Annotated in this window: 24 protein-coding genes; 20 read left to right on the forward strand and 4 right to left on the reverse strand. The window is 45.3% G+C overall.

The features are described 5' to 3' along the window. The 3 genes from ACWHAR_RS14400 to ACWHAR_RS14410 form a co-directional block, all read right to left on the reverse strand. Entirely contained in the window at nt 1-678 is a 678-nt protein-coding gene (locus ACWHAR_RS14400) for a YukJ family protein (protein ID WP_007613467.1), read from the reverse strand. A 117-nt stretch (nt 679-795) separates the two neighbouring features. Continuing rightward, on the reverse strand, nt 796-1,926 hold the full coding sequence (gene ald, locus ACWHAR_RS14405) for an alanine dehydrogenase (RefSeq protein ID WP_003152011.1): 1,131 nt from the start codon (nt 1,924-1,926) through the stop codon (nt 796-798). Nucleotides 1,927-2,029: 103 nt separating this feature from the next. Beyond that, on the reverse strand, nt 2,030-3,259 hold the full coding sequence (locus ACWHAR_RS14410; protein ID WP_032876780.1) for a PucR family transcriptional regulator: 1,230 nt from the start codon (nt 3,257-3,259) through the stop codon (nt 2,030-2,032). 315 nt (nt 3,260-3,574) lie between these two features. On the opposite strand from ACWHAR_RS14410, the gene ACWHAR_RS14415 reads away from it, so the two are divergent. From ACWHAR_RS14415 to ACWHAR_RS14490, 16 genes are all read left to right on the forward strand, one after another. Then, complete coding sequence (locus ACWHAR_RS14415) at nt 3,575-3,868, forward strand: WXG100 family type VII secretion target (protein ID WP_015418116.1); 294 nt, start codon at nt 3,575-3,577, stop codon at nt 3,866-3,868. A 75-nt stretch (nt 3,869-3,943) separates the two neighbouring features. Continuing rightward, nucleotides 3,944-4,183, forward strand: coding sequence for an EsaB/YukD family protein (locus tag ACWHAR_RS14420; RefSeq protein ID WP_007408690.1), 240 nt, complete (start codon nt 3,944-3,946; stop codon nt 4,181-4,183). Between the two features lie 14 nt (nt 4,184-4,197). Beyond that, a complete protein-coding gene (gene essB / locus ACWHAR_RS14425) occupies nt 4,198-5,484 on the forward strand; it encodes a type VII secretion protein EssB (RefSeq protein WP_032876983.1) in 1,287 nt (428 codons plus the stop codon). A 54-nt stretch (nt 5,485-5,538) separates the two neighbouring features. After that, entirely contained in the window at nt 5,539-10,014 is a 4,476-nt protein-coding gene (essC, locus tag ACWHAR_RS14430; RefSeq protein WP_032876783.1) for a type VII secretion protein EssC, read from the forward strand. Next, nucleotides 10,011-13,136 (forward strand): type VII secretion protein EsaA, encoded by a 3,126-nt coding sequence (gene esaA, locus ACWHAR_RS14435; protein WP_032876786.1) that lies wholly within the window; start codon nt 10,011-10,013, stop codon nt 13,134-13,136. Before essC ends, esaA begins: the two co-directional genes overlap by 4 nt. A gap of 7 nt (nt 13,137-13,143) precedes the next feature. Further along, a complete protein-coding gene (gene essA, locus ACWHAR_RS14440; RefSeq protein ID WP_015418112.1) occupies nt 13,144-13,617 on the forward strand; it encodes a type VII secretion protein EssA in 474 nt (157 codons plus the stop codon). 60 nt (nt 13,618-13,677) lie between these two features. Further along, nucleotides 13,678-14,409, forward strand: a complete 732-nt coding sequence (locus ACWHAR_RS14445) for a (S)-benzoin forming benzil reductase (RefSeq protein WP_032876789.1) — start codon at nt 13,678-13,680, stop codon at nt 14,407-14,409. Nucleotides 14,410-14,573: 164 nt separating this feature from the next. Continuing rightward, nucleotides 14,574-15,104 carry an HD domain-containing protein gene (locus ACWHAR_RS14450; protein WP_007613450.1) on the forward strand — a complete coding sequence of 177 codons (531 nt, stop codon included), beginning with the start codon at nt 14,574-14,576 and terminating at the stop codon, nt 15,102-15,104. A gap of 137 nt (nt 15,105-15,241) precedes the next feature. Then, a complete protein-coding gene (locus ACWHAR_RS14455) occupies nt 15,242-15,478 on the forward strand; it encodes a DUF2642 domain-containing protein (protein WP_014418770.1) in 237 nt (78 codons plus the stop codon). A 136-nt stretch (nt 15,479-15,614) separates the two neighbouring features. After that, nucleotides 15,615-16,721, forward strand: coding sequence for an AI-2E family transporter (locus ACWHAR_RS14460; RefSeq protein ID WP_014418769.1), 1,107 nt, complete (start codon nt 15,615-15,617; stop codon nt 16,719-16,721). A 61-nt stretch (nt 16,722-16,782) separates the two neighbouring features. Then, nucleotides 16,783-17,004: a spore germination protein gene (locus ACWHAR_RS14465; RefSeq protein WP_014418768.1), complete on the forward strand. Its 222-nt coding sequence runs from the start codon at nt 16,783-16,785 to the stop codon at nt 17,002-17,004. 71 nt (nt 17,005-17,075) lie between these two features. Then, nucleotides 17,076-17,324: a YueH family protein gene (locus ACWHAR_RS14470; protein WP_003152028.1), complete on the forward strand. Its 249-nt coding sequence runs from the start codon at nt 17,076-17,078 to the stop codon at nt 17,322-17,324. Between the two features lie 65 nt (nt 17,325-17,389). Further along, nucleotides 17,390-17,788, forward strand: coding sequence for a YueI family protein (locus ACWHAR_RS14475; protein WP_003152031.1), 399 nt, complete (start codon nt 17,390-17,392; stop codon nt 17,786-17,788). Nucleotides 17,789-17,884: 96 nt separating this feature from the next. Then, nucleotides 17,885-18,436: a cysteine hydrolase family protein gene (locus ACWHAR_RS14480; RefSeq protein WP_003152033.1), complete on the forward strand. Its 552-nt coding sequence runs from the start codon at nt 17,885-17,887 to the stop codon at nt 18,434-18,436. A 17-nt stretch (nt 18,437-18,453) separates the two neighbouring features. Then, the gene (locus tag ACWHAR_RS14485; protein ID WP_014418767.1) at nt 18,454-19,920 is read left to right on the forward strand and encodes a nicotinate phosphoribosyltransferase; all 1,467 of its coding nucleotides are present in this window, start codon (nt 18,454-18,456) and stop codon (nt 19,918-19,920) included. Between the two features lie 129 nt (nt 19,921-20,049). Next, on the forward strand, nt 20,050-21,273 hold the full coding sequence (locus ACWHAR_RS14490) for an EAL and HDOD domain-containing protein (RefSeq protein ID WP_032876792.1): 1,224 nt from the start codon (nt 20,050-20,052) through the stop codon (nt 21,271-21,273). A 6-nt stretch (nt 21,274-21,279) separates the two neighbouring features. Here ACWHAR_RS14490 and ACWHAR_RS14495 read toward each other — a convergent pair whose 3' ends face one another. Beyond that, nucleotides 21,280-21,621, reverse strand: a complete 342-nt coding sequence (locus ACWHAR_RS14495) for a hypothetical protein (protein WP_032876795.1) — start codon at nt 21,619-21,621, stop codon at nt 21,280-21,282. Between the two features lie 465 nt (nt 21,622-22,086). Here ACWHAR_RS14495 and degQ point away from each other — a divergent pair, with 465 nt between their 5' ends. The 4 genes from degQ to ACWHAR_RS14515 all read left to right on the forward strand — a co-directional run bounded on the left by degQ (nt 22,087) and on the right by ACWHAR_RS14515 (nt 25,751). Further along, a complete protein-coding gene (degQ, locus tag ACWHAR_RS14500; protein ID WP_003152043.1) occupies nt 22,087-22,227 on the forward strand; it encodes a degradation enzyme regulation protein DegQ in 141 nt (46 codons plus the stop codon). Nucleotides 22,228-22,434: 207 nt separating this feature from the next. After that, a complete protein-coding gene (locus ACWHAR_RS14505; protein WP_142925231.1) occupies nt 22,435-23,295 on the forward strand; it encodes a polyprenyl synthetase family protein in 861 nt (286 codons plus the stop codon). After that, the gene (gene comX, locus ACWHAR_RS14510) at nt 23,264-23,437 is read left to right on the forward strand and encodes a competence pheromone ComX (protein WP_012118314.1); all 174 of its coding nucleotides are present in this window, start codon (nt 23,264-23,266) and stop codon (nt 23,435-23,437) included. The genes ACWHAR_RS14505 and comX overlap by 32 nt, the downstream gene beginning before the upstream one ends. A 13-nt stretch (nt 23,438-23,450) precedes the next feature. Next, complete coding sequence (locus ACWHAR_RS14515) at nt 23,451-25,751, forward strand: histidine kinase (RefSeq protein ID WP_032876801.1); 2,301 nt, start codon at nt 23,451-23,453, stop codon at nt 25,749-25,751. The last annotated feature ends 2 nt before the right edge of the window (nt 25,752-25,753 follow it).

The following is a 25,753-nucleotide window of genomic DNA, read 5'->3' on the forward strand; positions in this document are numbered from 1 at the left end:
TCAGCCGTTAAGCTGTGTATGATCACAAAATGTATAAGGGTGGCCTTCTTCATTCGTGCACCATGACTGAGACAGAAAAGCCAAAAAGACCGCGGCCCACTGGTCTGCAAACTGGATTAAAATACCGCCGTCGTGCCACGTTCCGTTATCCTTCTTCCAGCGTGTATCAATTGGGTTTCCCTGATTCATATGAATATTATGCATGCCGTTTGTCGGCTTGAACCCGAAAATCTTATCAGCGCCCGGCTCCGGCCCGAATTTAGAGCCGTAAATATAGACGGTGGCTTTTTCTGATTTGGCTTTTTGCATGTACGTCTCAATAAAGTCATTTAAGTCATTATCCGGACCGGTGACTTCATGCGGGAGGGGCACCATGTTCCGGGGATCAAACAATCCGCCGCGGACATAATCCAGCGCCAGCTCACGGCTGGTTTCATCAATTGGGGTATATCCATACGGAATGTTGGGCAGCAGGGTGATCGCGCTTGCGTCAAAATGATCGCGTGCCGCATACAGAACCTCTGATTCTTTTGAACTTGACATGACATTGATCGCACAGCGATAGCGCGTATCAGGCTCGCCTAGCACCTCGACTTGAAAATGCGGAGAATCATCATCTGTTTCCCTTTTCATATCTGACACAGTGCCTTTTAATACACCATAGTGCTGAACAGCCATATGAATCCTCCTTTTTCTTTCGGGATATGAATTGATATTCGAGACAGGGGGCCGTTTTTCCTTTTATGAGAAAGAAAAAAGGACAGCCCGCTGATCAGGCTGTCCTCTTCATATCTATTAAGCTTTTGCAGCCGAACCTTGCATTGCTTTTTCAGCAGGCACGTAGTCATAGCCTAAGTCTTTGGCTACCGCTTCATACGTGACATGTCCGTTAGCCGTATTTAAGCCCGCTTTAAGCGCAGGGCTGTCTGCAATGGCTTGTGCCGCGCCTTTATTGGCGATTTGAAGCGCGTAAGGAACGGTTACATTCGTTAATGCGAGCGTAGACGTACGCGGTACGGCGCCCGGCATATTGGCGACAGCGTAGTGAACGACGCCGTGTTTTTCGTAAGTCGGATTATCGTGGGTTGTAATATGATCAACGGTTTCCACAATGCCGCCCTGATCGATGGCAACATCAACAATGACGGAACCCGGTTTCATTTGTTTAACCATTTCTTCCGTAACGAGAGTCGGCGCTTTGGCTCCCGGGATGAGCACGGCGCAGATCAGAAGATCCGCTTCCGCGACGGAATCTGCAATATTTACAGGGTTTGACATCAAGGTTTTAATCTGATGCCCGAAAATATCATCAAGCTGACGCAGGCGGTCTGCGTTTAAATCGATCATTGTCACATCGGCACCGAGTCCGACAGCCATTTTCGCGGCATTTGTTCCGACGCCGCCCCCTCCGATGATCGTGACTTTTCCGCGGGATACACCCGGTACGCCGGCTAATAAAATTCCTTTTCCGCCCTTTGGTTTTTCAAGAAACTGAGCCCCGATCTGCGCGGCCATTCTGCCGGCCACTTCGGACATCGGCGTAAGCAGCGGAAGGGAACGTCCGTCCGTTACCGTTTCGTACGCGATAGCTGTCACGCCTTTTTCTGTAAGCGCTTTAGCTAATTCCGGCTCTGCAGCTAAATGAAGGTAAGTGAATAAGACCAGACCTTGACGGAAATACGCATACTCTTCAGCCAGCGGTTCTTTTACCTTCATGACCATTTCCGCATCCCATACTTGCTTTCTGTCCTCCAGAATTTCCGCCCCTGCTGATACGTAATCTTCATTTGTAAAGCCGCTTCCGAGTCCCGCTCCGGATTCCACAAGAACCCGATGGCCGTTTCCGATAAGCTGTGAAACGCCTCCAGGTGTTAATGCCACTCGATTTTCATTGTTTTTGATTTCCTTTGGAACCCCGATAATCATGTCTGTTTCCCCCAATGTTTGTGTGATACTTCAAGTGTAGCGCGATTTTTGCGAAAATTCTTTGTTTGAAACAGAAAATAAAAAAACACGGATTTGTGAAATTTCACGAACCCATGCTGCGAAGTTTGATATCAAGGTAAATCGTAAACTTTTCATTCACATTTTTTAAGTCGATTTCTGCGATCTGGCTGATTCTTTTCAGCCTGTAATTCAATGTATTGACATGGATGTTAAGCGCTTTAGCGGCGGTGTTGACGTTGCTGTCGGCATCAATAAAATGTTCGAGCGTTTTTACCATATCGGCTTGGTGCTCCCTGTCATACTGCTCAAGCTTTGAGAGGGAATAGTTCATATAGCCGCTGTGCTTGCGTTTTTCATCCAACACATCCAGGTACTGATAAATGCCGAGTTCCGAGAAGCTGAAAAGGTGTTTGGTTTCTCTCACAAACCGCTCTTTCGCTTTTAATACGGAAAGCGCTTCCTGATAGGAGCGGTAAACGTAAGAAATCGATTCGTAAATACCGCCGACCGCAATCGACGCATCCTCAATTTTATATCGTTCCTTCAGCTGTTTTTGAATATGAAGGGCGAAGTGCTTTAAATCTTTAAAAGGCTGATCGGTTTTCGGCGCGGCTAATAAGATTAATTCATTTGAATCGACAGTCGCCAGCATGACATGAATCTGCTGTGTCGTTTCCTGCAAATATTGCAGCTGCTGTTCTGTCTTTTCAGTCAGCTCATCATGTAAACGGATGATCATGACGCTGAACACGGACGGCAGCGCCATTCCGAGCTTATGAAACCCTTCGGCCATCTCGGCTTCCTGATAAATATGGCCGGTCAGCATTTTCCAAAAAAACTCCTGGCCCCGCTCTTCGATTTTCGTTTTGCGGATCTGCAGGTGCAAAAGTTTGTTCCGCACCGCTTTGGCTGCCAGCTGAAGTGTCTTCAGATCTTCGTCATTGAGATTTTTTTTGATCTCAAGCGCCCAAATAAATCCGAGAACCTGACTGTTTTTCCAGATGGAAATCGCCACGCGGTTGCTTAGGCCCACCTCGTCAATTTCTTTCACTTTGATCGGCTGGTCCGTTTTTAAAAGAGCCGGAATGGTTCCGTCTTTCCACAGTTTGTTGATGACTTTCTCCGGCACCCTCCGCCCGATAATCGTCGACGTCCGGGCCGGATCTGTACAATCGCTGTGCGTGCTGTATGCAAGCAGTTTATGATTAACGTCTTCTATTGTAATGGGGCATTGAAGAACTTCACTGATATGGTCGGCAACATCTTCAAGCCTGTCGAAACTGTACTTAAATGGATCCTTTGGATTGGTCATCTGTATCCCTACTTTTTCATAGCTTCATATCTTGATCTTACCATCTTGCTTTTCAGACTGAAAGGCATCTTTGCAGGGAAATAGACTAGGACAATAAGATCATTCGATGAAAACGAAAATAATGAGAAAATCATACTACTTCATTTACAAAATGTGTAAATATACCGAAAAATCCAATATATCATAAGACTCATTTTGTAAAATTAAAACAGATTTGTTTGACTGTGCCGAATGGTTGTTTTTATAATAATGACGTTCAAAAAATAAGTGAATTAGCCCATATTTAGGCTGATGACACAGGAGGGTATAAGGAATATGTCTGGATTAATTCGTGTCACACCCGAAGAGCTAAGAGCGATGGCTAAGCAATATGGCGTTGAAAGTCAGGAAGTCATGAATCAGGTTGACCGCCTGAACCGCATGATTTCTGATTTGAAAAGCATGTGGGAAGGTGCTTCAAGTGAAGCATTTGCAGATCAATATGAGCAGCTGAAACCTTCATTTATTAAAATGTCTGAATTGCTTCAAGATGTGAATCATCAGCTCGATCAAACGGCAAATACGCTTGAGTCTACTGACCAAGATATCGCTAACCAAATTCGCGGATAATAAGATGAATGAAGAAACGGAGCGCCTGATTCAATCAAGAAGACGGCGCTCTTTCTATGTAAGGGTGATATGAATATGTATATCGATATTACAATAGATTTAACACATTATAACGGCAGCGTCTTCGATCTCAGATTGTCAGATTACCATTCTGTGAAAAAAGTCATCGATATTGCCCGGCAGGCTCAGCATGTATCTGTTCCGCCGCGTGAAGGCTATTGGATCAGAGTGGTCAATAAAGAAGCCGTTTTTTCCGGAGAACAAAAGCTATCTGACTGCGGCATTACGAACGGAGACCGCCTTGAAATTTTATGAAAGGACATGGTGGAATGACAGATCATAACCGATCTTATTTAGAAACAGAATTAGACGCCGTCCGGGAAGAAACCGAATCAGGCTTCACGTTCACCTTCCAGCGGGAAAAAATCAAGCTTCTTGACGGGCTGGAAGCAAACGTGATTAAAGATGCTGATCCTTTTTTTCAAAAAGAGGTCTCAGTTTCAGAAGACGAAGTAACCATCACAATCAAACCTCCTTCTTCTTATCAGGCTTTCCGCTATATAAAAGGAAAAGATAAAAAAAGCAGGTGGCAATTTGCCTACCGTCTCGTCCAAGCCGTGAAACAGCATAAGCTGAAACGTCTCAATCTGATTGCCGCCCCTGAAAATATCGTGTTTGATAAAGCGCTGACGCCTTACTTTCTTCATTACGGCGTAAAGGAGAGCCTTCCGCCTTATGAGGAAGATAGAGAAAGGGTGTTAAAAGAGCTCAAAGCCTGTGCGGCGCTTGCAGCTGACGGGGCGTACACCTTCGATGAATATTTGAAGTACAAGGAGACGCTTCACTTCTCTCCTGAGGTGAAAAGCGTGCTAGAGGCGGAGACGATTGAAGAACTGGAAGAAACCATTCAAACCGCAATTGATTCCCTCGAAGAAAGGGACAAGACATACATAAAACTGCCGAAAAAGAAATGGAAAATCCAAAGATACGCCGGTCTGGCGCTTGCCGTCCTCCTTGTGCCGACACTTCTTTACTCCTTATACGTTCTGTTTTTCGCCCAGCCAAAGCAAGAGGCAATTACGGAAAGCAACCGCTATTTTTTAAATCAGCAGTACAGCAAAGTCATTGACACACTCGCTAAATACGATGCGGAAAGCCTCCCGGAATCTGTCCAGTACGAGCTTGCTTCCTCTTATGTGGCAGTTGAAAATCTGAGGGAAGAACAGCGGAAAAACATCGGGAATCTGGTGACGCTGCAATCAGACCCGAAGCACTTCCTTTATTGGATTGATATCGGCAGAGGGGAAAATGAAGAAGCCATCAAAATCGGCCGCAATCTTGAGTACAACCCGTACATCTGGCTCGGACTTACAAAATATAAACAGCAATTATTAGCGGATGACAGTATGAAAGACGACGAAAAGCAGAAAGAACTGGACGCCGTGGAAAGCGAGCTTGCGAAGGCGAAAAAAGAGGCGGAGGAGCAGCATAAAGAAGCGGAGGAAAACGGTGACACCGCCGAAGCTTCCGCCGGACAGGATGAAAGCAAACAAGACAAAGCGAAAGATAACAAAGAGAACGACAAGAAAGATGAGAAAAAAGATGAAAAAAAATAACAGCACACATCAAATGGCCGCAGGTAACGATCAGGCTGTCAGGAGGTTCGCCATATGAGTCTGTTATGGGTTTTTTACCGAGAGCACGTACAAAAGATTCAGCTGTCTGAACTCCCGCCGTCTCAGCCGATTACGATCGGTCCGGATATGAAAGATACTATCACGGTCGGCACACTTCCATTACGGCAAAACGCCGCAACCCTTTATCGAAAAGAAACAGATCGTTATGATGTTTTCCTGGGAAATAACTGTGCCGGCGAATTGACAATAGGAAATGAAATGCCCTGCCGGATTGAAGAAGAGACGATGCGGCTTCTGCTCACCCCTGACAAAGAAGAATCCTCCGTTTATTTTATCGGCGGGAAGGATGAGATCGTTTTCTCATCAGAAATAGAGGAAGCGGATATATACAAAGAGCCGTCCTCCGCTCAAACAGGGGCTTTTTATCTGCGAAAGTCGGGAGGATGCTGGTCTGTCGTCCCTGATGGCCAAGACGTTTATGTGAACGGAAAGCTTGCAGAAGCTAAAGGAAGGCTCCGGACGGGAGATGAGCTGCTGTGGAATTTTCTGCGTGTGAGGCTGACGGAGGACGACCTTTTAGAAGCCGTTCATCACGAAAAGCTTCATACCGGTTTAACCAAAACGGTAAAACCAAGCACCGAAATGAAAAAGAAATACCCGCAATATCGAAGAACGCCGCGCATGGTCTACGATCTTCCAGAAGACCGCGTTTCATTCAGCTTTCCCTCGCAGGAAAGCGAACAGAATAACCGGGGGCTGTGGCTCGTCATTCTGCCTCCTTTGGTCATGCTGATTGTAATGGGGGTTGTCGCCATTATACAGCCGAGGGGCATATTCATCCTAGTCTCTTTGGCGATGTTTATGATGACTCTCATTACCTCCACCGTGCAGTATTTCCGTGAAAAAAACCAGCGGAAAAAACGGGAGGAGAAGCGGGAGCGTGTGTACAAGCAGTATTTAGAAAACAAAAGGAAAGAACTTCAGGCGCTGTCGGAAAAACAGCTGCAAGTGCTGACGCATCATTTTCCCACGTTTGAAAAAATGAAATATTTAACCTCTGAAATCAGCGGCCGCATTTGGGAGAAATCGCTGGAAAGCAGGGATTTTCTGATGCTTCGGCTCGGAACGGGCACGGTCCCGGCAAGCTACGAGATTTCAATGAGCGGCGGAGACCTGGCGAACCGTGATGTGGATGACTTGATGGAGCAGTCGCAGCACATGCAGCGCGTGTATAAAGATATCCGCCATGCGCCCGTGACTGTTGATTTACAAGAAGGGCCGATGGGGCTTGTCGGGAAACCTCAGATCGTCAAAAATGAAATTCACCAGCTGATCGGCCAGCTCGCGTTCTTCAACAGCTACCATGATCTGCGGTTTGTCTTTATCTTTCATGAGGACGAATATAAGGAATGGGAATGGATGAAGTGGCTGCCGCAATTTCAGCTGCCTCATATGTACGCGAAAGGATTTATTTACAATGAACAGACCCGCGATCAATTGTTATCGTCCATTTACGAGCTGCTGCGTGAGCGGGATTTGGAAGAAGATAAAGAAAAGAAGATCTTCCAGCCGCATTTTGTCTTTGTCATCACAAATCAGCAGCTGATCGCAGAGCACGTCATTTTAGAATACATCGAAGGCCGGCATGAGCATCTCGGCATCTCGGCAATCATCGCCGCGGAAACGAAGGAAAGCCTGGCGGAAAACATTCACACCCTCGTCCGCTACATTAATGAAGATGAGGGAGACATTCTCATTCAGCAGAAAAAAGCGGTGCAGATCCCGTTTAAGCTGGACAGGCACGAACGGAAAAACAACGAGCGTTTTTCCCGGACGCTTCGGACATTGCATCATCAGGTCGGAATGACGAATTCCATTCCTGAAACGGTCTCATTTCTGGAGCTGTTTCATGCGAAGGAAGTAAAAGAAATCGGCATCAGGCAGAAGTGGGAGACAAGTGAGTCTGCAAAATCGCTGGCTGTTCCGATCGGCTATAAAGGAAAAGACGACATCGTCTATTTAAACCTGCATGAAAAAGCGCACGGGCCGCACGGATTGCTGGCGGGAACGACCGGCTCCGGGAAAAGTGAATTTCTGCAAACGTACATCCTGTCATTGGCAGTTCACTTTCACCCGCATGAAGCGGCGTTTTTGCTGATTGACTATAAGGGAGGAGGAATGGCCCAGCCGTTCCGCAAGATGCCGCACCTTCTCGGGACCATCACGAATATTGAAGGAAGCAGAAACTTCAGTATCAGGGCGCTTGCATCCATTAAAAGCGAGCTGAAAAAACGGCAGCGTCTGTTTGATCAATATCGCGTCAATCACATCAATGACTATACAAAGCTGTATAAACAGGGAGAAACGGATATTCCGATGCCGCACCTGTTTTTGATTTCAGATGAATTCGCCGAGCTGAAAAGCGAAGAGCCTGACTTTATCAGGGAGCTTGTCAGCGCGGCCCGCATCGGACGGAGCCTTGGTGTGCATTTAATTCTCGCCACGCAAAAGCCGGGCGGCATCATTGACGACCAAATATGGAGCAACTCACGCTTTAAGGTCGCGCTGAAAGTGCAGGATGCAAGTGACAGTAAAGAAATCCTGAAAAACAGTGATGCGGCGAATATTACGGTCACCGGACGCGGCTACTTGCAAGTCGGAAATAACGAAGTGTATGAGCAGTTCCAGTCTGCCTGGAGCGGCGCCCCTTACATGGAAGATGTATACGGCACCGAGGATGACATTGCCATCGTTACCGACACCGGCTTAATTCCGCTGTCTGAGGTGGACGCGGATGATGCGGCGAAAAAAGACGCCCCGGCAGAAATAGAAGCCGTAGTCGAAGAAATCGAGCGGATTCAAAATGAAATGGGCATTGAAAAGCTGCCGAGCCCGTGGCTTCCGCCGCTTGCCGAACGTATCCCGCGCACGCTTTACCCTGCGCAGGAAAAAGACCGCTTCTTCATCGCCTGCGTGGATGAGCCTGATCAGCAAAGACAGGCGCCTCTCGCTTATACGATGATGGATGACGGCAACATCGGCATTTTCGGCTCATCCGGCTACGGCAAGTCAGTGGCTGCCATCACCTTCCTGATGAACTTCGCGGAAGGATACACGCCGGAAGAGCTTCATATGTACATCTTTGATTTCGGAAACGGCACGCTTTTGCCATTGGCAAAGCTTCCGCACACCGCAGACTATTTCTTAATGGATCAAATGAGAAAGATCGAAAAATTCATGATCCGCATCAAGGAAGAAATCGAGCGGCGGAAACGGCTGTTCAGAGAAAAAGAAGTCAGCCATATCAAAATGTACAATTCGCTCAGTGAAGAAGAGCTGCCGTTTATATTTATCACAATTGACAATTTCGACATCGTAAAAGATGAAATGCATGAATTAGAAACGGAATTTATCCAGATTTCACGCGACGGGCAAAGCTTAGGCATTTACTTCCTGCTGACCGCAACGAGGGTAAACGCCGTCCGCCAGTCGCTGTTAAACAACATAAAAACGAAAGTCGTCCATTATTTAATGGATCAGTCAGAAGGATACTCCATTTACGGGCGTCCGCCGTTCAGTCTCGAACCGATCCCGGGCCGCGTCATGATCCAAAAAGAAGAACTGTATTTCGCGCAAATGTTTCTTCCGGCTGAAGCGGAAAATGACCTCGAGATGTTCCAGGCGCTGAAAGATGATGTAAAAGCTTTAGCTGAGCGCCACGCCGGAACAGCCGGCCCACACCCGATTCCGATGCTTCCGGATAGGCTGACGGCCGGAGAATTTTCACTCCGTCTCGGCCCGGATCAAGAACCGTTCCGCATTCCTGTCGGGCTTCATGAGGAAAAGGTCAGCCCTGTGTACTTTGATCTGGGCAAAAATAAACATTGTCTTATTTTGGGCCAGACACAGCGTGGAAAAACAAACATTCTGAAAGTGATGCTGAATCACCTGCTGCGTGAAGGTACGGAACGGGTCGGGCTGTTTGACTCGATTGACCGCGGACTGTCGCAGTATGCGCAGGAAACAAAGGTCAGCTATCTGGATACAAAAGAAGACGTCCGGCAGTGGATCGAAACGGCAGAAGCCATTTTCACGGAGCGCGAAGCTCAGTATGCGCAGGCCGTCAAAAATGGCGATGTGCACAAACTCAGTTTCTCTCCGGTCGTGTTAATGGCCGACGGCATTACAAGATTCCAGCAGACGATCGACACCGCCATTCAGGACAAACTGGCGATGTTTATGAAATCTTACGCGCATGTGGGCTTCAGTTTTATCCCGGCGGGCAATCACAGCGAATTCTCAAAAGGCTATGATTCCTTAACGACGGAAATGAAACAGATCCGCCACGCGATGCTGCTTGTGAAAAAATCCGAACAAAATGTCATTCCGCTGCCTTACCAAAGGCAGGAACCGGACATTCAGCCGGGCTTCGGCTATTTGGTTGAAAACGGGAAGGAGCAAAAAATCCAAATACCTTTATGTTCAGCGGAAAGGGAGGCCGTCAGATGACTGAACAACGAAAAAGCCTGATCAAATTAATAGCCGCGGTCGTCATCATTCTGCTGCTGCCGGTGCTGTTTTTCCGGTTTATCGGCGATGACCCGGGAAAACAAAAAATCAACGCCACCCGCCAAATCGCAGTCGTGAATGAAGATATGGGCTTACAAACAGATGAAAATGAGGAAGAGGAATCCGTCCATTTCGGCAAAGAAGTAGCGGCCGCTCTTGGCGGCCGTCCGGATTATTCATGGACGGTTGTCAACAGGAGCGCGGCTGAAAACGGTCTGGCGGCTAAGAAGTATGACGCCGTCGTTTACATTCCCTCCGATTTTTCAAAAGACATCTTAAGCTATGACAAGGAGCGCCCGCAAAAAGCCACGCTGACATTCAATATTCAAAGCAACCTGAACGCCGTCAACAAAGAAAAAGTGCAGCGTGAGCTAGAAGACGCCCAAAAATCAATGAATAAAAAAATGTCGGCATTATATTGGAATTTCGTCTCACAAAAAGTGAACAATGTCCGAGGCGATTTTGACAAGATCGTCAATAAAGAATCAGAGTTTCAAAACGTCATGTACAATTTTTACAAGCCGAGCTCCAATGACTTGGCAGGTGAAATCAAGCGGCAAAAAGACCTGATTGACGAACTGAAAAAATCAATGAATGAAGCGCAGGGCGCGGCAAAAGAAAAATTGACTTCGGCAGATGAAGCCAAAACCACGCTCAAAGACTTTGCCGATACGGTCGAGCGCTATAAACAATATCAAGAAAATCAGAAAAAACTGCTGATGGCCGCGCAGGAACAAAATCAAAAGCAAATCACAACCGGACTGAATGCCATTAAAGCACAGCAGGCCGCCAACCAGTTCAGCACGATGATGAGCGGGCTGTCTTCAGGCATAAACCGGGCGCAGACACAGCTTGACCAGACAGGATCGGCTCTTCTTGCCGCCCAACAGGTGAGAGAAGCGCAGGTTCCTGATCAGGAACGCGGGATGGCAGATATTCAATCTAATTTACTGAACAATTTTTTGACTCAATATAAAGCTCAAGCAAGATTTGAAACACTGAACAGCATCCAAACCCTTATGAAAAGGGATCGGCAGGCATTAACCGTTCCGGAAAAGGACCCGGGTGATGACGGATCGGATGAACCGAAAGAAGAAGAAAAACCGGAAAAAGAAAATCCCGGCGATCTGAAAATTGACCTTGATGATCAGCGTGACGAATTAAAGCGCATCTCCGCTGAAATCAATCACATTTCTGACGGATTAAAAGAACCGGAAAAAGAAAATCCGGCCCCTGAAAAACCGGGCCAAGGTGATGACGGTGAAAACTCCGGCGATACCGATCCGAATAACGGAACAAATCCCGGAGAAGACGGAAAAACGGAAGACGGTACAAAAGAAGAGCAGCCTGCCTCCGATAACACAAGCGATCAGGAGCCAAAAACCGTCCAGACCGCCACTGCCGCTAAAAACGTCACTCCGCCTGCTGATGAGCCGGCGGACGATCCAAACGATTCTGAAGGGGACGGCGGCACGGACATATCTGAGGCGAAAGAAAGGCTGAACCAAGCCGCAGAGCGCATTCAGCAAATTGAAAAAGAGCTGGAAGAGAAACAGCAGACTCATAATGAAGAACTGAAAAAACGTCTCGATGCTCTTGATGAAGAAATCCAAGGCCTTCAAGACCAGATTGATGACGTCAAAAAACGGGCAGACAAATTAAAGAAAAAGCTGGAAGAATCAGAAGGAAAGAGAGAACAAGATTTCAATACCATTTACAGAATGATTGTAAAAACAGAACAGAACATTCTGAACTACCCGTCATTGGATAGCGGCCGCAAATCTGCTCTTGAACAGATATTTGCCGCTGACATCAATACAAAAGAAATATCCGATTTAATGAGTTACTATAATGATTTATCCCTGTATGAGGCGACACTTTATCACTCTCTTGACGCGGGCCCGCTGCCTGATGTGAAAAACAGGGTGCTGAAAGCCCAGCAAGGCGAAGTTCAAACCGTTCTCGCCATCAAACCGGTGGAAACGGCAAGCTGGGAAAACCTGAAAAAGAACAAGATGCAGACAGATGAAGACATCAGCAATTTCATTAAAGGCATGACCGAATTCTCGGATAACTACAGTTCGTATATCAGAGATGAACAAGCCGGAGTGCTCGATGAGCTCGCCAGCATTTCAGACAGCGCGGCGAAAGCATCCGATCAGCTGGCTGAAGGCGCTGTGCAGGAAGCGGCCGCATTCAGCGGAGACGGATTAACCGGAACGATGGCGCTCGGCGCTCAGGATACCGTCGGCCGCGAAGTCCTGCAAATGTCTGACACGATGGGCCATCTGTCAGAACGCCAGTCCGGCATCATCAGCTATACCGACAATATGCAGCAAAGCGTAAATGACGTCCAGCAAAAAGCGGACACCTTAAACAGCAACTGGGGCAAAAACGTCGATTCCACGAAATTGATCAGAAATGACGTGTACGGCATTTTAGGGAACGCGCTCGTTGATGGACAGGAAAACGGCTACGTTTACGATTATCTCGCCAACCCGCTTAAAATCAGCGGAGAGGTGCCGGAAGACCGGGTTCAGAATGTTCCGCCGGTCGTCATTTTGGTGATCGTCCTGATCAGCAGTCTTCTGATCGGCTATTTCAGCTCGTATTATCAGCAGGCGCCGCTTCTTGTCAAAGGCGCGCTCTTTGGGATTTTAAACATTATGGTCGGATTGATGATCAGTCTGTTCGGTCTGAATATCTACTCGCTTCCGGATGATCAGACGATTAAATGGTCAGTCTTTACGATTCTCTTGCTTGCGGCGAGTTCTGCTTTTATCCGGGCAGCCTTTGTCTTCGGCTCGATTACCGGATGGATTGCATCATCCGCGCTCATTCTCTTTTATGTGGCGCCTTTGATCGACCTGATTATGCCGAACTTCACCTTTGACAGTCCGGTTTCGAAAGTCTATATCGATATTCAATACGGAACGGGGCATCTGTTTGCGATGGGGGTAACGGTTCTTGCGATCATTACGCTGATTGCGGCGGCGCTTCCGCTCGTCATTCGGCTGTTTGCGGAAAAAACGGAGGAAAGTGATCAGTCTTATGAGGCGTAACACAATCATGGAAAAAGGATTGCTGCTGTTTGCTCTCTCCTTTTTCCTTTTCCTTCCCCAAGCCGCAGCCGCGAATGAGGAAAATACTGATGTCAAGCCGAATGAATATGAAAAGAAAGACATTGAAATTCGTACGGATTACCTGCACGACGATGCCTACTCTGAGGAAAAAACGGCGCTTCCGAAAGAACAGAAGGATATCACGTTTGATCAGCCGGCCGAAAACCCGGATGACAAACTGATATCAAAGTTGTTTACATCGTCAGACACGGAGCCGAATACGATCAAAGCGCAATCGAAAAAACTGGGTATCACATTTGCCGAGCCTGCGGTGCGGCATACCTCGGCAGATATGGAAACGGAAGAGAAAAAGACTTCTTATCTGCTTCCTGTCATTTATGCCGTCTTGATCCTCCTCGGGATTGCGGCGATGATCTATCTGATCCCGAAAGTCACGGCGCAGGAAAAGGCAAAGCGGTAAACGGATCGCTTGTGTTTGCGGGAAGACAGCCCGTAAAATAAGAAAAAAAGGAGGAGTTTCATGCAGTTTTTTCTTATAACAGGCGCGTCAAAAGGCTTGGGCCGGGCGCTTACGGAACAGGCGCTTCAAGAAGGAGCCGAAGTCGCCGCGCTTTCAAGAACGATAAGCGGGGAAAAGCGCGAGGGGCTGACAGAATACAGTGTTGATTTAACCGATCTGGCAGATACCGGGCGGCAGATGAAGGCGATTCTTGATCAAGCAGAGGAGAAGGGGTACTCCGCTGTCACACTGATCAACAATGCCGGAATGGTGGAACCGATCAAGCGGGCGAAAGAGGCTTCCGCCGAAGAATTAAACCGCCATTACACCCTTAATCTGACGGCGCCCGTTTTGCTCAGCCAAATGTTCACAAAGCGTTTCGAAGCGTTCAGCGGCAGCAAAACAATTGTCAACATCACATCGGGCGCAGCGAAAAATCCTTATAAAGGCTGGAGCGCGTATTGCAGCTCAAAAGCGGGGCTTGATATGTTTACGAGAACATTCGGGTTTGAACAGGAAGATGAAGAACTGCCGGTCCGCATGATCTCATTCTCGCCGGGAGTGATGGATACAGACATGCAGGCTGTCATCCGTTCTTCGTCAAAAGAAGATTTTCATGACATCGAACGGTTCCGCAATCTGAAAGAAACGAAAAACCTCAGAAGTCCTGAATACATCGCCGGCGTCATTCACTCACTGGTCGCGGGCGAGCCGGAAAACGGACGGATATACGATATCAAAGAATTTTTGTAGAGCAGCGTTCACGCTGCTCTTTTTTGTTTGTACAATCACTTCGGGGTCCGGCGGCATATGATGAATGAAACAACGTATAAGGGGTATAAGAAATGTATCAGATGAATTGAGTTTCTTCTCGATTTATGTTAGGATTCTAAAAATATAAATAAGGAGGGGTTTCCATGAGAAATGTAACGTTAATGGATGTCTTCACCCATCCAATCGCACAAAAGTATTTACAGCGTTCCGGTGTCGCACATGCGATCGCCTGCGCGTTTCATGCATACCGTCTTGCCGTAAAAGCAGGTGTCAGCCCGGATCTTGCGGCGAAAGCGGCTTTACTGCATGACGTCGGCCATTATGAATGGTACACAGACGGCAAATGGGATTATGAAAAGTACAGAAGAAACGATATCCATGCCATTAAAGGCGCGGAACGGGCGCATAAGCTGCTCATCCGGCTCGGTGAAGAACCGAAAGCGGCGAAGGACATTGCGCTGGCGATTCTGCTTCACACCGATTCCTATCTGCCTGAAGGCGAACTGGACAAGAATACGCTCCAGCAAATCGTGAAACAAGCGGATGAACTCGATGAAGAACCCGGCGGACATCACCATTACCGCCAAATGGATCACACGGCCGCGCTCAAACAAATCCAAAAGCTTGATCAGTTAATTGACCAAGCCCAATATCCCATAAGAAGCTCAGTCTAGGCCACTCATGCGGCCTTTTCCGCTTACATAACTCCGCATGCTCACTAACACCTTTTCCGCTCCGATAGACGTACTGTGTCAAAGCCTTTGTCCGCTGCATATGCTGAAGGAAAACATAGTAAAGGGGATCAGCGAAAATGGCCCATCAAGGAAGCCCGCAAATCGTCTCGTTAGTGGACCCTTACGTTTATCAGACCATCCATAAGCTTATCGGCTCAAGGTTTATCATTCAAACCGTCAGACGCATTATCAGAGGACGGCTGATTGATGCCACTCCGGATCACATCGCCATTGAAGAAACGCATGACCGTGTATTTTATATCAGAAACCGCCATGTGGTTTCCGTCATGCCTGATTATACCGAACGCGTGTAACAGCCCGAATAAGGCGCAAACCGGAGGCGGCCCTATAGAACCCCGGTGCGTCTTCTTTTTTGAGATACATAGATGCACGGCGGCTTTTTTTGGTACAATCACAGTACAAGTTCACATGACAATAGGAGGAAACCGCTTGTTGAAATCAAAGGTCCATTTTTGGACGCTGCAAATTTTGCTCGTTTTGCTCATTATTTACGTATCAACGAAAGTCTCGTTTATTTTTCAGCCGTTTTTCGGTTTTATCACCACTCTGTTTTTTCCGATTTTGATCTCGGGCATTTTGTTTTTCATTTTTAATCCGATCGTGCGCCTGCTTGAGAAAAAAATCCCCCGGACATTGGCGATCCTGCTCATTTATCTCGTTTTCATCGGCCTGATTGCCTTTATGTTCACCGCCATCGGACCGATTGTGGCTTCCCAGGTCACGGGGCTGATTAACAATTTCCCTGATTACATTCATCAGATTCAAGTCTTGACGGCGCAATTATCCCATTCCAAATGGTTTACGTGGATGATGACGCAGGATTATGTGTCGATAGAAAAAATCCAGCAGTCTCTGACGGGATTTTTACAAAGCCTTCCGCAAAATATTACGGCAAGCCTGTCGGCCGTGTTCGGCGTCGTTACGAATATCACGCTTGTCGTGATCACCGTTCCGTTCATTTTGTTTTATATGCTGAAGGACGGCCGGCGGTTTCCGCTCTTGGCGGTCAAAATCCTGCCTTCTTCCTACCGGGCGGAAGGTCGGAAAATATTTAATGACTTATATGTCACATTGGCCGCCTATTTCCAAGGCCAGCTGCTGATTTGTCTCTTTGTCGGAACGGCATGCTTTATCGGATATTGGATCATCGGCCTGCAGTATGCGTTAATTCTCGGGATGGTGATCGCCGTCACCAATATCATTCCGTACCTGGGGCCGTTTCTCGGGGCGGCGCCCGCGGTGATTATCGCGTTTATGGATTCGCCGGCTAAGGCGCTGTTTGCCGTTATTGTTGTCGTTGTCGTCCAGCAGCTTGACGGGAACCTGCTTTCTCCGCTTGTGATTGGGAAACGGCTCAATACCCACCCGCTCACCATTATTCTTCTGCTTATCGGAGCGGGCAGTTTCGGCGGCATTCTCGCAATGATTCTGGCCGTGCCGGTTTACGCGGTTTTAAAAGCTTTTGTCTTAAATATCGTCCGGCTTATCAAACTTCGTCAGCGGTCAAAGCTTGAAGACAGCCGCAAGCCGAAATAAAAACGGGCACAACTCCCGATGCAGCGCATAAAATGCTGTAAAGAAAAGCGGAGGTGTGGGTATGCCTGCAATTGTGGGACCGATTTATATTATGAGTTTAGCCGGAGACGCTGCGGCGAGCTTCGGTGACGTGTTTGCCATTTCTCCCAAAGCCGTTGACCACTCAGGCGCGGGGGCAGGGGCGTTTCATTCCGGAGATTTTATCAAAGTCACTAATAAATTCAGCAAAACGCGCTTTGAAGACATCGATGTGTTTGACGAACCTGATTGGTTTAACGCGTGACAGCCTCCTTTTAGGAGGCTGTCGCTTTTTTGTAGTATAATAGAATCAGTCTTTATAAAAGGGGAATTTTTATGAAAATCAGAAAAGCGAATATTACCGTGCAGTCCGGAATGATCGGTGATGTATATCTGCATGAAAATAAAAAAGAACAGCATACCCTTGTAGCCGTTCCGGAACTTGAGTGGAGCACGATCATTTCCTATGAGGAAGAGAAAAAGGCGCTGGCGCAGCGGCTTTTACAATCGTTCAGCAAGCTGATTGAAGAAGAGCCCGCCGGAGAGCTCGCCGGCAAGATCTCCCATTGGGTGGCTGAAATGTAACGAAGCGGTTTACCGCGTCCCGTCCGGGGCGATAATTGTAAAACAAGCTGAGGAGGGACAGGCCGATGAGCGACAAAACGGTTGACCTTTATTTACAGCAGGGGATGTACGGCCCTCTGCAGACGAAACCGGATGAGCGCCATTTATTTTTAGGCTCGCTCCGTGAAAGAGTCATCATTGCCCTGACGAAGGGGCAGGTGCTGCAAAAGCAGCCGTATGAAGAAGTGAAACAGGCGCTGAAAAGCCGAAAAGACGCGGTGCTCTATATAAACGGAAGGCTCCCGTATCATGCTTATTCACCATATATGAAGCTTGCCGCACTTGCCGGTGTCCGAAGCTCCGTCATTTCGGACCTTCAATTCGAAACGCCGCTCGGCCTGGTTTTTGCCGCCGATTATGCCGTGAACCTTGACGGCATTTACGTTCAGGATGACATTTTTCAGCGCTCACTCCTGAAATCTTAAAAGGGCAAAACACCGTTTGTCATTTTACAATGCCAATTCACTTACAAGTGGAGATAGGATATAATGGTTTTCATATGAATGGCGGGGAGGCCGGCTATGAAAAAAGCATTTATATGCATTGATTATACGAATGATTTTGCAGCTGAGAACGGGGCATTAACCTGCGGGGAACCCGCGAGACAGATTGAAGATACGATTGTCAGTTTGACGCAAGCATTTATAGAAAATGGTGATTACGTTGTCTTTGCGGTAGATTCGCATGATGCAGACGATGACTTTCATCCCGAGACACGCCTGTTTCCTCCGCATAATATCAACGGCACGGAGGGCAAAGAGCTGTACGGAAGGCTATCGCCTCTTTATGAGAAACATAAACACGCAAAAAACGTAAATTATATGGAAAAAACGAGATATTCTGCTTTTGCGGGAACGGATTTAGAGCTGAAACTGCGGGAACGGCAGATCACTGAGCTGCATCTTGCGGGCCTGTGCACGGACATCTGCGTTCTTCACACGGCGGTTGATGCCTACAACAAGGGCTTTCAGATCGTCATTCATCAAAACGCTGTGGCCAGCTTTAATCCGGAAGGGCATGAATGGGCCCTGTCCCATTTTAAGAACAGCATCGGAGCGCAAGTGGCAGAGTAAGGAAGGGGAAAACAATTTTGGTGGAGCATGGTTTTAAAGACGACAGTTTGTCTTTACATACAGATCTTTATCAAATTAATATGGCCGAAACGTACTGGAGAGACGGCATTCATGAGAAAAAAGCGATTTTTGAGCTTTTTTTCAGAAAGCTTCCCTTTGAAAACGGCTATGCGGTATTTGCGGGCTTAGAAAAAGCAATCGAATACTTGGAGAACTTCAAATTTACCGACAGCGATCTGAATTATTTAAAAACGGAATTGCACTATGCTGATGATTTCATTGATTATTTACGGGATCTTTCTTTTACCGGATCTCTTTACAGCATGAAAGAAGGCGAGCTCGTTTTTAACAACGAACCGATTATGCGGGTCGAAGCGCCCCTGATCGAAGCCCAGCTGATTGAGACGGCTCTGCTTAACATTGTGAATTACCAAACATTAATCGCCACGAAAGCGGCCCGCATTAAAGGCGTTGTCGGTGACGAAGACGCCCTCGAATTCGGAACACGGCGCGCCCATGAAATGGATGCCGCTATGTGGGGAGCGAGAGCGGCTCTGATCGGCGGCTTCAGCGCGACGAGTAATGTAAGAGCCGGAAAGCGTTTTAATATACCCGTATCCGGCACGCACGCTCATGCGCTCGTACAAGCGTACCGCGATGAATATACGGCATTTAAGAAATATGCGGAGACCCACAAAGACTGCGTGTTTCTCGTAGATACGTACGATACGATCCGTTCGGGTATGCCGAATGCGATTAAAGTCGCAAAGGAATTCGGCGACCGGATCAACTTCATCGGCATCCGTCTGGACAGCGGGGACTTGGCGTACCTGTCAAAAAAAGCGCGTGAAATGCTTGATGAAGCGGGTTTCACAGACGCAAAGGTCATTGCTTCAAGCGATCTTGATGAGCACACGATATTAAATCTGAAATCGCAAGGAGCGAAAATCGATACGTGGGGCATCGGCACGAAGCTGATTACCGCATACGATCAGCCGGCTCTCGGCGCGGTTTACAAGCTTGTCGCCATTGAAGAGGACGGCAAACTGACCGACACCATTAAAATTTCGTCAAACCCTGAAAAAGTGACAACGCCGGGAAGAAAGAGAGTATACCGGATTATCAACAAGCTGAATCACCACTCGGAAGGTGATTATATCGCGCTTTATGACGAGCGGGTAAATGATCAGAAACGCTTAAAAATGTTCCATCCCGTCCACACGTTCGTCAGCAAATTCGTCACTGATTTCTATGCGAAAGACTTGCATGAGCCGATCTTTGAAAACGGCGTTTTATGCTATGATAATCCCGAAATTACCGACATCCAGCAATATGTGCAGGATAACCTCAAACTTCTGTGGGAGGAATACAAACGGATCAGCAAGCCGGAAGAATATCCGGTCGATTTAAGCGAAGACTGCTGGAGCAACAAGATGCAGCGGATTCATGAAATCAAAAGCGAGCTGAAACGGGAACTTGAATAGAAGACAAAGCGGCCTTTCCTTTCTCTGGAAAGGCCTTTTTGTTGTGATAATATTTTTCACATTTAGACAAATTTCGTCAAGTTATTTGATATACTTATGTTCGAAGGCCGCATCTAAGGGGGTAAATGAATGAAGGTGTTTGTTGCGAGACAGCCTATCTTCAACAGAAACGAACAGGTTGTTGCTTATGAACTTCTTTACCGGGAGAGCGAAGAGAACCGTTATTCGGCCGCTGACGGAGATAAAGCTACGACGGATCTCATTATTAACAGCTTTATCAACATCGGAATCGAAAAGCTGACTGAGGGGAAACGCTGCTTTGTGAATTTTACAGAAAGCCTGATGTTTTCAGATCTCCCTACCTCCTTTGATCCTGACCAGCTTATTATCGAAATTCTTGAGGACATACCGATCACTCCGGCACTCATCTCAAGATGCAGACAGCTGAAGAAATTAGGATATACATTAGCACTTGATGATTTTTACGCCATCAATCCGGAAAATGAAGAGTTAGTGGAACAGCTGATGAAATATATTGATATTTTAAAAATCGACTTTTTGCAATCCTCGCGTCTGGAGCGCAAAAAAATCATTCAGACGTACAGCTGTAAAAGTCTGATTTATTTAGCGGAGAAAGTGGAGACGAGAAAAGATTATAAACAGGCGGCCATAGACGGCTTTCACCTGTTTCAAGGATATTTTTTCAGTGAACCGCGTGTCATCAGCGGAAATGATCTGACGTTTCATTTTCATTCTTACTACCAGCTTTTAAGCGAATTAAACAATGACCAGCCCAATATACAGCGCGTGACGGAATACATAGAGCGGGACGTCAGCTTATCGTATCAGATTCTGCGTTTTTTAAACGGATCGCAAACAAGGCTGAAAAAAAAGATAGACAGCATCCAGCAGGCCATCATGATGCTCGGGCTGAATGAGATTAAGCGCTTGATTTACATTCTTTCATTCAGAGATTTAACGGCGAAAAGCCACTCAAGCCAAAAAGAAATCATTAAGATTTCCTTAATCAGGGCCAAACTGTGCGAACTGCTGGCGAAAAGAACCGGAAGGCCCCAGCCCTCTTCTTACATGCTGATCGGCATGTTTTCGCTCATCGATACGCTTCTCCACAGGGAGCTGGAGGATATCATCAAAGAACTGCCTTTAATCGATGAAGTCGGACAGGCGCTGCTCGGTTATGAAAACGATTATTATAAGATGCTCGCGCTCGTCAAGGCCATTGAATGCAACAACTGGGACTGTGACGAGTGGGGAAAAGAACTGAACAAAGAAGAAGCGTATGACTGTTACTTACAGGCGATCGAATGGTGCCGGCAGCTGATCGTGGATTGAGCCGCTTTAAGCCGACCACCTGAAGGCGATGATAAACCGGCTTTGCTCTCTGACCAGACTGACACGGATGCCGTCGGGATTATACGTCACGTCAAAGTCATTTTTGATGCCGGTCTGCTTAATGAGCCGCTTGACCGCTGCGGTGTCAGAGGATTGCGCTGCGGTGAGGATGCGGCGTGCAAGCTCTTTTGACGCCGTCAGCCGCGCAAGGAGCAGGCGCGCATCCTCCAGCATGCCCGCAGCTTCATTTGCGGACGCTGTCAAAATATCTGCGTGAACCGGGGGACTGGGCGCTGGATGCCGGTATGGCGCGGCGAAAACAGGGCAGCATGGATACACATAATGCATACGGCGGCCTCCTTCCTGAGAAAACATTCGTTATACATGAGTATAGGCGGCGTGATAATGAGTTATGACATGCAAAAAGACCACAATGCGGGGGTTGAGGTCTTTTCGGTGTTTGTCGGTGGTTATGCGACGCTGTTCGCCCATTCTGTTTTGAAATTGCGACGGCAGGGACTATAGTCCTTGCCGGTTTGTCGGAAAACCGTTAAAAAAACAGCAGAACCGCCAGATTGGTCTGCTTCATCCTAAACGTCTGCCTTTCTGGTAGTTATATAGTCCTGTTCGCTAAATGCTCCATTCGGGACTATGGGATTACCCCGGTTTGCGGTGTCACGCAGATACTTTTACACATACTTTTCGGTGAAAAATCCCGCAAAAACGTTTACACTATTAGTAACAGATCAAATACCTAGGACTCGTTCACCATACACAATTCATTGATCTTTCAAAAAAAGGAGTGTGGAAACGGTGGAAAACAAATTAGAAGAAGTAAAGCAATTATTATTCCGACTTGAAAATGATATCAGAGAAACAACCGACTCATTACGAAACATTAACAAAAGCATTGATCAGCTCGATAAATTCTCATATGCAATGAAAATTTCTTAAAAAGACTTGGAAACAAGTCTTTTTTTTGTGCATTTGTTATACAATTAATGGATAAAGTATTATATGATTGTTAAAAAACAATAAACATGCTGTATTTGAACAAAAGGGTTTAGTAAAATAAAGTGAGGGATTCATATAGCTAAGAAATTAACTCTAGAAGCAGAAGATGTAAAGGACACAATAAACCATATTCTCAAAAAAAATGATGTGAATAAAGAAGTAAGTAAACATGTTTTGAATTTTGCTGATACAAAAAACAACTTTCCATTTGCTGAGTTAGCTTTAGATCATTATTTGGCTTTTGGAGGGAATGATTTTGAAGAAATACTAGATTTAGGATCAGGGATTGAACTGCTTATCTTAGCGGCTGATATTTTTGATGACATACAAGATAAGGATCGTCCAAATGCAGAATGGATGAAAATGGATCAGGCTGTATCTTTAAATATTGCAACCTTAATTTATACAATAGCTCTCCAAGTTATATCATCTCGAGATCCGGAAGGGTTATTACTCAAGACAGCTCTAAAATATACAGTTCAAGCTATGGAAGGACAACACATTGATTTGGTCGATAATACTTTAACTGAAAATCAATGCATTGAAATGATTAAGAAAAAGTCAGGGGCTTTGACAGCTTTAGCAAGTATGCTGGGTGCTGTACTTGCAACTAAACGTTATCAATCAGATGTGGAGCAGTATGCTTTCTATATAGGGGTTGCAGCTCAATTAAAAAATGATTTATTTGAGATAATGTATGTGAATAATACGGAAACCTTTTTCAAAAAGACAAATTTGGCAATTCAGTTCTTAGAGAAAAAATTCAACACAGTATCCACAGAATTGTTAAACAACAACTTTCAACAATCAGAGTTAAAACGGCTTCTCTTAGAATCTGGTGTTATCCATTATATGTCAGTTATGATTAATGTATATAATTTGAAAGTGAAAAATGGACTCGAAAATTTAAATTTGACTTTAGAGAACAAAAACTATTTAATTAAAAAAATTTGCGAGAATGAGAAGGTGGATAAAAATGCAGGAAATAGTAAATTATTTAGTTCGTAATCCCGAAATTGTTCAAAAATTGAGAAGAGAAGAAGTCAGTATCATAGGTTTAGATAAAGAAGAGGTGAAAGGGGTATTGCTTGGATTTGATCAATTAATCTCAATGAGTTCAAAAGACGAGATATATTGGAAACCGTCATGAAACAGGGGTAAATATGAAGTTATCTAAAAATACGTATTCCATTTTATTAATTTTACTCAGCTTGTCTTATATTTTCTATTTAACTTATATAAATGTAAATAATTTATTTGTAGGAGCCACCGCAAATGTTAATAACAAGAATCAAATAGAGATTACCAAAGTATCAGATTACACAATGGCTTATTATGCTGGTGTTAAAAAAGGTGACATTGTAATTAAAATTAATCAGAATAAGAGCGTTGAACCAAAAGATTTAAAACAAAATACATTGAAAAACGTAAGATCTATGACAGTTGAAAGATCTGGTGAAATAGTTGATCTCAAAAATTTAAGTTTATTAAGTGAAGACAACTTATTTGTTTATTTAATACCTGTTATTTTTTTCTTTGTATGCCTTAGTTGTATTATCCTTATTTTAAAAATTAATAAGGAGCAAGATTCAGTTTCAGCTTTTATATTGATCATCTTTTTACTCACTACTGGTATAGCATATGTAAGTGCGGGAGGTTCATCAAAAGGAGATATAATAAGCCGATACGTAAATGTCATAACTTTAATATCCGTACCGGTAAATTATCTCTTGTTTATTTACCAATATATCAAAGAATTTGGATACAAGATTTTTAACGGGAAAGTTTTTGTTGCTTTATATACAGTCCCTGTTATTAATATAATACTAGAGTTTTTTAGGCATTGCTTTGAAAGAGGAGTAGTTGGGAAAGTTAATTTAGTATCAATATCTCTCCTTTATTTAATAGCTCTATTTTTCATTACTGTAGGTTTAATAAAGTACAAAAAAACAGAGCAAGCAAATATTCTTAAGACTTTTCTTTTAATTAATATTTTTGCTTTCTCACCATTTGTATTCTTGTATGTGGCACCCTACATCATTTTTAATGACTATTATGTTTCTTCTTTTTTAGTTGCGCCTTTTCTTTTATTAATTCCTTTTTCTTTAGTTTATCAATTTATGACTAATAAAATCTATGAAATTGATTTTATTATTGGGCGGTTGAAATATTATAGTCTTTTAGCTGTCACTCCTACTTTACTTATTATTACAATTTATGATCTTGTACAAGATCCAAACTCAGAGTTTTATACGTTTAAACTAACTTTGCTGACATATATTATTATGTTGGCTGTGTTTTATTCAAAAGAGATCTTAGATTTTCGTTTCCGTTTAAAGCGTTTTTCTGAAAAACATAATTATCAGGACAGCATATTCAAGTTTACTCAAATAATTAAAGGAGCTTCATCCTTAAAGCAAGTATTCACTGAACTTGAATCTACTCTACTTGAAGTTTTGATGGTTAGTAAAGTATGTGTTTTAGAAGTAGAAGGAGACTTAAATGTAAGGTATTTTTTTAATGATAATGAGAAAAAATTATGGGAGCCGTATTCTCATCAATTAGCTGAAACGACAAGCGAAATTGGCAAAATAGTTCAAGTGGATAAAGGGTTTTTAATGAAAATAGGGGAACGGGGCACTAAATCATACATTGTACTGTGTTTATCATTTATGAATACTCCGAAACTAACTTGGGATGAGATTTCTTGGTTAAAAACCTTATCATTCTACACCAGTATTACGATGGAGAATGTGCTTAAAATCGAAGAACTTATGAATCATCTCGAAGATTTAAAGAAACAAGAGACAAACCCGGTCTGGCTCAAAAAGCTGATGTTTACGATCGAGGAAAAGCAGCGTTCGGATTTGGCCCGTGATCTGCATGATTCAGTGCTGCAGGACTTGATTTCTTTGAAGCGCCAGTGTGAGCTGTTTCTGGCCGATTTTAAGAAAGAGGAGCCTTGCCAGTTAGAGGTGCAGGACAAGCTTCATCAGATGAATGAGCAGATGTCGGATGTCATTTTGATGACCCGGGAGACGTGCCATGAGCTGCGTCCTCAGCTGCTGTATGATTTGGGTCTGGTCAAGGCGGTATCCAAGCTTGCCGCACAGCAGCAGGAGCGTGCGCCGTTTCATATCCGTCTGAATACGGGCCGGTTTACGGCGGCGCTGGATTTGGATACGCAGCTGAATTTGTACCGCATCATTCAGGAATTTCTTTCGAACGCCATGAAGCATTCACAGGCGAATGAGGTGCTGATTATGCTGATCAGCATTCAAAATAAAGTGATTCTGCATTATGAAGACGACGGTGTCGGCTGCAATCAGGAAGAAGGCGGCGGGCAGTCGATGAGCATGGGGCTTTCGGGTATTAAGGAGCGCGTCCGTGCGCTTGACGGACGGATGAAAATCGACACAAGTGAAGGAAACGGTTTTAAAGCGGATATTGAAATGGAATTGTAACC

Source organism: Bacillus sp. LR--39, from assembly GCF_053613335.1.